Below are 10,077 nucleotides of genomic sequence, written 5' to 3'. Positions count from 1 at the left end.
CCCGCGCGCTTCGCCGCTCGGGCGGCCCGGCGCGCGGGCCGCGGCGGATCGGGCCCGGATGGGCGGCGTGGTCTGGAAGGTGGATCCCTGCATGAACGCTCGCACCATCGACACGGGAAGGCCGGATTCGGGGAGGGGAGGGACTCTGGGAGGGGAGGGACTCGGGGAGGGGACGGATCCGGGCAGGGCACGGATTCGGGGACGCGGGCGGCGCCTCAGTTCGTCTTCCTGACCAGCGGGCAGGCGCTGTCGCGCAGGGGCCTGAAGGCCTGCTCGCCGGGCACGACCTCGCGCAGCTTGTAGTAGTCCCACTCGCCCGTCGACTCGGCCGGGGACTTGACCTCGTAGACGTACATGTCGTGGACCATGCGGCCGTCCTCGCGGATGCGCCCGCCCTTGGCGAAGAAGTCGTCGATCGGCAGGGCACGCATCCGGGCCATGACGGCGCCCGCCTCGTCCGTGCCGGCGGCCGCGACCGCCTTGAGGTAGTGCATCGTCGACGAGTAGTCGCCGGCGTCGCCCATGTGCGGCATCCGCCCCATGCGCGCGTAGAACCGCTTCGACCAGGCCCGGGTCTCGTCGTCCCGGTCCCAGTAGAAGGCGTTCGTCAGGATCAGCCCCTGGGCCGTCTCGAGGCCGAGCTCCCGGATGTCGGTGATCCAGACCAGGAGCCCCGCCAGCGCCTGGGTGCCGGACTGGGTCAGGCCGAACTCGCGGGCCGCCTTGACGGCGTTCACGAACACCGTGCCGGACCCCGCGAGCCCCACGACCTTGGCGCCCGACGACTGCGCCTGGAGCAGGAAGGCCGACTGGTCGAGGGCGTTGAGGGGGTAGCGCACCGCGCCAACGACCCTGCCGCCCAGGGCCTTCACGACGCCCGTCGTGTCGGCCTCGAGGGCGTGCCCGAAGGCGTAGTCGGCGGTGAGGAAGTACCAGCTGTCGCCGCCCCGCTTCGCCATGGCGCTGCCCGTGCCCTTGGCGAGCGCGTAGGTGTCGTAGGCGTAGTGGATGCTGTTGGGCGTGCAGGCGTCGCCGGTGAGCCGGGACGACCCTGAGCCGGTGACGATGGCGATGCGGTTCTTGTCCCGGGCGACGTTGACGACGGAGAGGGCCACGCCCGAATTGATCAGGTTGGCGATCATGTCGACCTTGTCGACGTCGTACCATTGCCGCGCCTTCGCGGAGGCGACGTCGGTCTTGTTCTGGTGGTCGGAGACGACGAGCTCGATCGGCCGGCCCAGCACCGTGCCGCCGAAATCCTCGATCGCCATGCGGACGGCCGCGACCGAGCCCTCGCCGGATTCGTGGGAGAACTGCCCCGACATGTCGGTCAGGACGCCGATCTTGACCACGTCGTCGGAGATGGCCGGCCGCTCCGCGGCGCGCGGCGCGCCGGGAGCCCAGGCGAGGGCTGCTGCGAGCATCGGCGTCGCGAACCGTCTCATCGGTCACCTCCCTGGCGCTCCCCGGCGCAGCACGCCGGGCCCTCGCGCCGCCGCTTCAGGGGCCGCGTGTCGCGAGTGACATGCATAACTAGACTTACTTTTCGGGGCCGGTCAATGGCTCGCCGGCCCGGGCGCGCCGGGACGCGCCGGGCTCCCTCGCGGCGGGGGACTCCTTGGCGGCGCGGGACTCCCCGCGGCGCGGGGACCGGGCGGGCGCGTGCATCGACGGGGCGGTGTGCTACACGCGTGGTCCCTTCGCGTGCCGCATCCCCGGCACGCGCCCATGGCGCCTGGCCGGAGGCGGTCGGATGAGTGCGGTGCGACGCCGGATGAAGCGCGNCGCCGCGCCGTTCCAGCGCGCGGCGCCCGCCCCGCCGGCCATCCTCGAGCGCAACTGCTCGGTCGCCCGGACCGTCCGGATCCTGTCGGATGCCTGGGCCTTCCTGATCATCCGGGAGGCCTTCTTCGGCGCGCGGCGCTTCGAGACCTTCCGGGCCGCCCTCGGCCTGCCGCGCGCCACGCTCACCGAGCGGCTGCGGATGCTGACGCGCGCCGGCATCTTCCACCAGGCGCCCGCCTCCGGATCCGCGAAGCGGCTCGAGTACCGCCTGACCCGCGAGGGGCTCGACCTCTACCCGAGCTTCATCGCGCTCATGCAGTTCGGCGACCGCTGGCTCGCCGGGGCGGCCGGGCCGCCGCTGCGCCTCGTCCATTCCTGCGGCTGCGAGTCCCGTCCGTTCGTGGGCTGCTCGGCCTGCTCGGAGGCGATCACGGCCGGAGAGGTGACCTACCGGGACGGCCCGGGGGCCGGCAAGGCGCCCGTCGACCCGGCGCGGCGGTCGCGGCGGGCCTCCGATCCGGCGCAGTTCGAGCGCGGCCGCCCGAGCTCGGTGTCTCGGGCGCTGCAGATCATCGGCGACCGCTGGAGCTTCCTCGTCATCCGGGAGGCCTTCTTCGGCGGCCGCCGCTTCGACAGGCTCCAGGCCGAGCTCAACATCGCGCCCAACATCCTGACCGACCGGCTGGCGCGCCTGCTCGGGAGCCGGGTGCTCGAGCGCCGCAAGTACCAGGACGCGCCCGAGCGCTTCGAGTACCGCCTGACCGGCATCGGCCGCGACCTCTACGGGCCGATGATCACCATGATGGCCTGGGGCGACCGGTGGCTCGCCCGCGGCAAGCCGCCCCTGGTGCTGACGCACGCGCGCTGCGGCCGGGACTTCACGCCCCTGGTGCTGTGCGACGGCTGCCGCCGGCCGATCGACTCGCGCTCGATGAAGTACCGGATGTGCTACGACCCGGGCGCCTTCGGCGAGCCCGAGGAGGAGGGCGCGACGGCGCCCGGGCGCCTGTAGCGCCGGGCCGGGCCGGCGGGCGCCGGGCGGTCCTCACTCCGGGATCAGGGCGTCGGCCGGGCCGCCGGCGTGGCTGCCGGAATAGCGGTAGGCCGGATCGACCCGGCGCGGCGCGACCGGCGCGGGCCGGCCGGCCGAGATGAGGCCGTCGGCGGGGCCGCCCGCGTGGCTGCCGGCGTAGCGGTAGGCCGGATCGACCGGGCGGCGCACGACCGGCGCGGGCGGGCCGGCCGGGATCAGCGCGTCGGCGGGGCCGCCCGCGTGGCTGCCGGAATACCGGTAGGCCGCGTTGCCGTCCTGGGCCAGGGCGGCGCCCGTCGAGGCGGCGACGAGAGCGACGGAGAGAAGCTTCGCGAACATGAGCGGACCCTCGTGCGGGGCGGCCCTGGAGACGATCTCCGGCCGGGAACAGTCCTGTTCTACCGCCCGCCGACCCGGGCGGCACTCACGCCAAGAGTTCGCCGGGGCATCGATCGGCACGATGCCGCCATACGTCGGTATGGTTTCCTTCGAATGACGAGCCTCCCCGCGGCCGGGCCTCACGGGCCCCCGGTCGCGCTCCGCGCGGCGGCCTCGAGGCGCCGGCGGAGCCAGAGCCGGAGGGGCTCGAGCACCGCCCCGAGCAGGGTGACGGCCACGATGCCCCCGCCGATGCCGGCCAGGCGGTCGACCGCGGGGAGCACGTTCGCGCTCGCGGCCGGCCCCTGCACCATGGCGACCAGGAGCGCGATCGCGCCCTGCTGGCCGGCATACGCCGCCTCGCCCTGGCCGTGCTGGAGCATCCCGGCGAGGAACAGGCCCCCGGCGAGGCAGGCGAGCCAGGGCAGGAAGGCGTCGGCGACGAGGCTCATGGCGCAGAGGCCGTACGCGCCGCCGAGGAGGCAGCCGACCACGCGGCCGACGCCCTTCGCCCAGGGGTCGTGCCGGATCGCCGTGACGACCACGAAGGCGGTGATCGGGGTCTGCGACAGGCCGGGGAGCTGAAATGTCTCCCAGATGTCCGGGATCAGGGCGACGATGAGGCCCCCCACCACGGCGAGGGCCAGGAGGTCGGCGTCGACGGGGCGGGCCAGGATGCCGGGCGCGGCGGGCTTCGGCGCCTGGGGGGCGGAGGTCGGCCCGATCACGTAGTCGACGAGGCAGCCGACCGCGATGCCGGTGAGGACCTCCAGGGCACGGTAGACCGCGAGGTGCAGGCTCTGGCCCGGCGCCGCCAGCGTCCCGAACAGGATGAGGAGCGCCGTGACGCCGGCGAGGAGCACCGCGTAGCTCGCCGGGCTGCGCTCCTGCCCGTAGACCGTGGCGATCACCACCGCCGCGCAGGCGAGCTGGAACAGGAGATGGTGGTCGACGGTCGGCGCCAGCGCGTACGCGACGGCCGCCCCGATGCCGGTGCCGACGGCGCGCTCGAGGCTGCGCCGCGCCGTGGCGGCGACCTGCCCCTGGAGGATCGAGACCACCGTGATGCCGGCCCACCAGGGCTCGTCGAGATCGAGCGCCAGGGCGAGGAGGACGGACCCGGCCCCCCCGAGGCCCGTGCAGGCGGCGAGGCGCACCCGCGACTCCCGGTACGCCGACATCCGGCGCAGCGCCAGGAGGTCCTGCGCGATCCGTCCGAGGCCGCCCGCCATCGCTACCCGCCCTCCCGCCTCACCGAAGGAACACCACGCGCGCATCGGCGCCCATGAACAGCGCGCCGCGCGGCAGGGGCGGATCGAGCAGGATCGTCACGGGCAGGCGCCGCCGCAGCCGGATCCAGTCGGTCGTGGGCGCGACGTAGGGCAGGAGCTGGCCCGGGGTCTCGTCGCGGGCGATGCCGCGGGCGACGCCCTGGACGCGGCCGCGCCAGAGCCGCCAGGGGCGCGTGTCGAGCCAGACCCGGACGGCGGTGCCCGGCGCCATCGCGGCCGCCACGTCCTCCTTGAAGTTGGCGACGATGCGCCACTGCGTGTCGTCCACGAGGCCCACGACCGGCTCCCCGGCCTTGGCGAAGCGGCCGGGCCGCACGTCGAGGTTGTTCACGTAGCCCGGGACCGAGGCGACGATGCGCGTGCGGGTGAGGTCGTAGGCCGCGATGGCGAGGTCCGCCCGGGCCTCCTGCGCGTCCCGCCGCGCCTGGTCGACCTCGCGCTTGCCGACCAGCACCTGCGCGGTGGCGAGCGCCAGCGCGCTCTGGGCCTGGCGGACGTCGTCGCTGACCTTGTCGAGGGTCTCCTGGGCCGCGAAGCCCCGCTCGGCGAGCTGGCTGGTCCGCCGGAACTGCGCCTGGGCGAGGTCGAGGGTGGCCTCGGCCGACTGGACCGTCGCGGCCTGGGCGGCCTCGGCCTGGACCTTCACCGCCACGGCGGCGTCGGCGCCCGCGACGCGGTCGGTCCGCACGGCGACCGTCAGCTCGAACGGCTTCGGGTCGAGGGTGAGGAGGAGGGCGCCCGCCTCGACGTGGTCGTTGTCCTGCACGTGGACCGTGCTGACGGGCCCGGAGACCTCGGGCGCGATGCGGACGAGGTCGGAGCGGATGTAGGCGTCGTCGGTGTAGCCGACGAGCGCGTCGAACCCGAGATACGCCGCGCCCGCGAGGCAGAGCGCGCCGCAGGCGGTCCAGAACCGCCGCCGCGCGTTCGAGGGAGACGTCGCCGTCGTCGTCTCTGCGTCGGGCTCCACAACGCGCAATCCCGTCCGGCGGAGGTCTCCAGGGGACGACGATAGGAGTGGAAGCGAGGCGGTGCAATCGTGGCTCCCGGCGGGGCGCCGCCCGCCCCCCCGCGCGTGCGGCGCCCCGCGCGTCCCGCCCGTCCGTGATGCGGGTCACGGAACGCCCGCGCCCTCCCTGCCAGCCTCCGGAGCCCAGGCCTCCCGGCCTGAGGGCGGCAGGCCTCCCGGCCTGTGGACGGCAGGCGTCCTGGCCTGCGGAGGGCAGGCGATCCGGCCTGCGACGGAGAGGATCAGATCATGGCCGTGACGAGCAGATTCACACCGGCTGCCGGCACCCTGGCGGCCTTCGGGGACGCGTCCGGGAACACGATCGCGTTCAGCCGTGACCCGGCGGGCGAGATCGTCGTCAACGGCGGCGCCGTGCCGATCCTGGGCGGCGTCCCGACAATCGCCAATACCGGCCTGATCCAGGCGTTCGGCCTCGGCGGCGACGATGTCATCGCGGTGAACGAGGCCAACGGCGCGCTGCCGCGGGCCAACCTGTTCGGCGGCGGCGGCAACGACGCGCTGACCGGGGGCTCGGGCAGCGACATGCTGTTCGGCCAGGCCGGCAACGACACCCTGCTCGGCCGGGGCGGCAGCGACCTCCTGTTCGGCGGCGAGGGCAACGACACCCTCGTCGGGGGAACGGGCGACGACCAGATGTTCGGCGAGGCCGGCGACGACCGCATGGTCTGGAACCCGGGCGAGGGGACCGACCTGATGGAGGGCGGCGCCGGAACCGACACCGCCGAGGTCAACGGCGGCAACGGCGGCGAGGCCTTCACGGTCGCGGCGAACGGCGCGCGCGTGCGCCTCGACCGGGTCGCCCCGGCGCCGTTCAGCCTCGACATCGGCACGACCGAGAACCTCGTCGTCACCATGAACGGCGGCGACGACACCTTCAGCGCCGCCGGCAACCTCTCCCCCCTGATCCGGCTCACCGTCGACGGCGGCGCCGGCAACGACACGATCCTCGGCGGCAACGGCGCCGACGTGCTCCTGGGCGGTGACGGCGACGATACCGTCGACGGCAACCAGGGCGACGACGTGGCGCTGCTCGGCGCGGGCGACGACGTCTTCGCGTGGGACCCGGGCGACGGCAGCGACACCGTCGAGGGCCAGGCGGGCAGCGACGCGCTGCGCTTCAACGGCAGCGGCGCCCAGGAGATCATGGAGGTGTCGGCGAATGGCGGGCGGGCCCGCCTGACCCGCGACGTCGGCGCCATCACGATGGACCTGAACGACGTGGAGACGGTCCGGATCGAGGCCGCCGGCGGCGCCGACACGATCACCGTCAACGACATGTCCGGCACGGACGTGACGCAGGTCGCGGTGAGCCTCGCGGGCCTGCCGGGCGGCGCGGCGGGCGACGCCCAGGCGGACACGGTGGTCGCCAACGCCACGAACGGCCGCGAGGCCGTCACGGTGCTCGGCTCGGGCAGCACGGTCTCGGTCGTGGGCGCCCCGTCGCTCCTCACGGTCACGAACGCCGAGGGCGCCCGCGACAGCCTCGTCGTCAACGGCCTCGGCGGGGACGACAGCATCAGCGCCGGCACCCTGGCGGCGGGGGTCGTGAGGCTCACGATCGATGCCGGCGCCGGCAACGACACGGTGCTCGGCAGCCAGGGGGCGGACGTGCTCCTGGGCGGCGACGGCGACGATACCGTCGACGGCAACCAGGGCGACGACGTGGCGCTGCTCGGCGCGGGCGACGACGTCTTCGTGTGGGACCCGGGCGACGGCAGCGACACCGTCGAGGGCCAGACGGGCAGCGACGCGCTGCGCTTCTTCGGCTCGAACGCCAGCGAGACCATCGACGTCTCGGCCAATGGCGGGCGGGTGCGCTTCGTCCGGGACGTCGCCAACGTGACGATGGACCTCGACAACGTCGAGGCCCTCGACGTCCGCGGCCTCGGCGGCGCCGACACCATCGTGGTCGGCGATCTCACCGGGACGGACGTCACCGACCTCGACATCGACCTGGCCGGCCCGGCGGGCGGCCCGGACGGGCAGGCCGACGCGGTCACGGTGAACGCCACCCAGGGCGGCGACACCTTCGGCGTCGCGGGCGACGCCGCCGGCGTCAGGGTCTTCGGCCTCCAGGCCGGGATCGACATCGCCCACGCGGATGCCGGCGACCGGCTGACCCTCAACGGCCTCGGCGGCAACGACGTGATCGACGCCTCGAGCCTGCGGGCCGGCGCCGTGACCCTGCTGGTGAACGGCGGCCTGGGCAACGACCTCGTCCTCGGCAGCCAGGGCGACGACCTCGTCATCGGCGGCGACGGCGACGACGTGGCCCTCCTGGGCGCCGGCGACGACGTCTTCGTCTGGAACCCGGGCGACGACGACGACACCCTGGAGGGGCAATCGGGCCGCGACACCCTGCTGTTCAACGGCAGCAACGTGGGCGAGACCATCGACATCTCGGCCAATGGCGGGCGGGTGCGCTTCGTCCGGGACGTCGCCAACGTGACGATGGACCTCGACGACGTCGAGACCGTCCGCTTCAACGCCCTCGGCGGCGCGGACAGGATCGTGATCAACGACCTGTCCGGCACCGACGCGACCAGGGTCTCGCTCGACCTCGCGGGCGCCGGCGGGGCCGGCGACGGCCAGGCCGACACGGTCGTCGTCAACGCCACGGGCGGCGACGACGTGATCCAGGTGATCGGGGACGGCAGCGGCGGCGTGAGGGTGCTGGGCCTCGCCACGGAGTTCGAGATCCTCGGCTTCGATGCCGGCGACCGCCTCCTCATCAACGGGCTCGGCGGCGACGACGTGGTCGAGGCCTCCGGCCTCGCGGCGAGCGGCATCCTGCTGACCGCCGACGGCGGCGCCGGCGACGACATCCTCATCGGCGGCGCCGGGATCGACACGCTCCTGGGCGGGGCCGGCGACGACGTGCTGATCGGCGGGCCCGGCCTCGACGTCCTCGACGGCGGGCTGGGCAGCAACATCGTCATCGCCTGACGCGGCGGATCCCGGGCCGGGCGCTCGCCGCGGCGGGCGGCCCGTCCCGGGCGAGGATCACCGCCGGCCCGGCGGGGATCCAGCCCCGGGCGGGCCGCTCACGGCCCCGCGCGGATGGCGAAGACCCAGCCCGACAGGGTCGTCGGCAGCGGCAGGCGCGTGATGTCGAGGCCGCAGGACGGGCCGTGGGTGTCGCCCTGGATCAGCCGGCTGAGCGCCGCCTCGGCCGTGTCGTAGCAGCCGAGCACCTCGTCCTCGTAGAAGACGCCGACCCGGTCCGCGCCCGCCCAGCGCGTGAGCGCGATGCGGAACTCTCCCTGCGCGGTCTCGCAGAACCAGTACCCCGCCATGGCGGCCGCTCCTTCCGGTGCGTCCCGTCGGCCCGGTTCCCGCGGGAGCGCCGGCGGCCGGGCTCCCGCGCCGGATCGAGGGCGCCCGCGAGCCTAGTCCGGCTTCGGCCGCGCGCAAGCCCCGGCAGGCGCCCGCGCGCGGCCGAAAGCGGTCCCGGGGCCGGCGGGGGGGCGACGCCCCGACCGGCCCGGTTCAGGGCCCGGCCGGCGAGGCGAGCTCGGTGAGGGCGCTGAGGCGGGCGCTGCGGATGTGCCGGCGCATCGTCCCCTCGGCCCGCTCGGGGTCGCGGGACCGGAGCGCCGCCAGGATCTCGCGGTGCTCCGCGAGGGCGGCCTGGGCGCGGCCCGGGCGGGTGCTCGAGCGGAGGCGCTGGAGGCGCAGCTGGTAGTAGACCTCGTCGAGCAGGAGCTGCTGGAGGCGCGGGTTCCGGGCGCTGCGCACGATGGCGAAGTGGAAATCCTCGTCCGGCGAGCCCTGCACGTAGCTGCGCCCGGCGGCGAGGTCGGGCTGGCCCGCGTGCCGGTCGAGGAGGTCGCCGACCTCGCGCAGCTCGTCTGCCGTCATGTGCTCGGCGGCCAGCCGCGCCGCCATGCCCTCCAGGGCCTCCCGGACCAGGAACAGGTGCTCCAGCGTGCCGCGGTCGAAGGCCACCACCCGCACGCCGATGCGGGGCGTGCGCACCACGAGCCGGCCTTCGAGGCGCCCGAGGGCCTCCCGCAGGGGGCCGCGGCTGATCCCGAGCTGGCGGGCGAGCTCGGCCTCCGAGAGCCGCTCGCCGGGGGCGAACTCGCCCGACGTGATCGCCTGGACGAGCTTGGAGAATGCCTCCTCGGCCAGCGACGTGGTCGCGATCGGAAACAGGGCGGTCATGCCCGCAGCCTAGCGGATGCGGGCCAGCGGCGTCACCTGCCTTGTCAACTGTCGACCGTTGGGCGCCGGCCGGGCCCCGGTTGCCGGGCGTTTTCCCGGGGCGGCGACCGCGCGCGGGCCCCGATCTTTATGCCGCCTTTATAAAGCTGCCCCCGCATCCCTCTCGAATTCCTACGCGCTCGTGGCGATTCTCGTCGGCGCGGGACCGCCCCTCGGCGGCTCGATGCTGCGCCGGCACGCCGCCGCCCGCCGGTCGGGCGCGGCGGGGCGCCGCGGATGATGAGGGACCCGAATGCTCGACATTGCTCCGCTCGCGGCGGGCCTGGGCTTCTTCGCCCTGTCGCTCGGCTACGCCGCCCTGGATCGCCCTCAACATCCTGCTCGCCGGCCTC

General features: G+C 74.7%; 8 protein-coding genes. 2 read left to right on the top strand and 6 right to left on the bottom strand.

What is annotated here, in order from left to right:
* Positions 1-215 precede the first annotated feature (215 nt).
* Positions 216-1,445, bottom strand: coding sequence for an ABC transporter substrate-binding protein (locus DT057_RS04935; RefSeq protein WP_128561005.1), 1,230 nt, complete (start codon positions 1,443-1,445; stop codon positions 216-218).
* A 380-nt stretch (positions 1,446-1,825) separates the two neighbouring features.
* Between DT057_RS04935 and DT057_RS04930 the strand changes: the two genes are divergently transcribed.
* Positions 1,826-2,797, top strand: a complete 972-nt coding sequence (locus DT057_RS04930; protein ID WP_128561006.1) for a winged helix-turn-helix transcriptional regulator — start codon at positions 1,826-1,828, stop codon at positions 2,795-2,797.
* Between the two features lie 33 nt (positions 2,798-2,830).
* On the opposite strand, the gene DT057_RS04925 is transcribed toward DT057_RS04930, so the two are convergent.
* From DT057_RS04925 to DT057_RS04915, 3 genes are all read right to left on the bottom strand, one after another.
* Positions 2,831-3,157: a hypothetical protein gene (locus DT057_RS04925; protein WP_128561004.1), complete on the bottom strand. Its 327-nt coding sequence runs from the start codon at positions 3,155-3,157 to the stop codon at positions 2,831-2,833.
* Positions 3,158-3,336: 179 nt separating this feature from the next.
* Positions 3,337-4,428, bottom strand: a complete 1,092-nt coding sequence (locus DT057_RS04920) for an FUSC family protein (RefSeq protein ID WP_162501322.1) — start codon at positions 4,426-4,428, stop codon at positions 3,337-3,339.
* 19 nt (positions 4,429-4,447) lie between these two features.
* Positions 4,448-5,458: an HlyD family secretion protein gene (locus DT057_RS04915; RefSeq protein ID WP_162501321.1), complete on the bottom strand. Its 1,011-nt coding sequence runs from the start codon at positions 5,456-5,458 to the stop codon at positions 4,448-4,450.
* Between the two features lie 288 nt (positions 5,459-5,746).
* Here DT057_RS04915 and DT057_RS04910 point away from each other — a divergent pair, with 288 nt between their 5' ends.
* Entirely contained in the window at positions 5,747-8,464 is a 2,718-nt protein-coding gene (locus DT057_RS04910; protein ID WP_128561001.1) for a beta strand repeat-containing protein, read from the top strand.
* Between the two features lie 98 nt (positions 8,465-8,562).
* Here the strand turns inward: DT057_RS04910 and DT057_RS04905 are convergent, their stop codons facing one another.
* Together DT057_RS04905 and DT057_RS04900 are read right to left on the bottom strand one after the other, a co-directional pair.
* Positions 8,563-8,814 carry a hypothetical protein gene (locus DT057_RS04905; protein ID WP_128561000.1) on the bottom strand — a complete coding sequence of 84 codons (252 nt, stop codon included), beginning with the start codon at positions 8,812-8,814 and terminating at the stop codon, positions 8,563-8,565.
* Positions 8,815-9,007: 193 nt separating this feature from the next.
* Positions 9,008-9,685, bottom strand: a complete 678-nt coding sequence (locus tag DT057_RS04900; RefSeq protein WP_128560999.1) for a GntR family transcriptional regulator — start codon at positions 9,683-9,685, stop codon at positions 9,008-9,010.
* Between the last annotated feature and the right edge of the window lie 392 nt (positions 9,686-10,077).

The organism is Methylobacterium crusticola, from assembly GCF_003574465.1.
Classification (GTDB): domain Bacteria; phylum Pseudomonadota; class Alphaproteobacteria; order Rhizobiales; family Beijerinckiaceae; genus Methylobacterium; species Methylobacterium crusticola.
The sequence above is the reverse complement of the archived record's forward strand: the minus strand, read 5'-3'. Positions and strand labels throughout refer to the sequence as shown.

Bases quoted from the DNA above. Each gene is read 5' to 3' on its own strand.
- DT057_RS04900 (WP_128560999.1), bottom strand. From the start codon at position 9,685: ATGACCGCCCTGTTTCCGATCGCGACCACGTCGCTGGCCGAGGAGGCA.
- DT057_RS04925 (WP_128561004.1), bottom strand. From the start codon at position 3,157: ATGTTCGCGAAGCTTCTCTCCGTCGCTCTCGTCGCCGCCTCGACGGGC.
- DT057_RS04910 (WP_128561001.1), top strand. From the start codon at position 5,747: ATGGCCGTGACGAGCAGATTCACACCGGCTGCCGGCACCCTGGCGGCC.
- DT057_RS04920 (WP_162501322.1), bottom strand. From the start codon at position 4,428: ATGGCGGGCGGCCTCGGACGGATCGCGCAGGACCTCCTGGCGCTGCGC.
- DT057_RS04905 (WP_128561000.1), bottom strand. From the start codon at position 8,814: ATGGCGGGGTACTGGTTCTGCGAGACCGCGCAGGGAGAGTTCCGCATC.
- DT057_RS04935 (WP_128561005.1), bottom strand. From the start codon at position 1,445: ATGAGACGGTTCGCGACGCCGATGCTCGCAGCAGCCCTCGCCTGGGCT.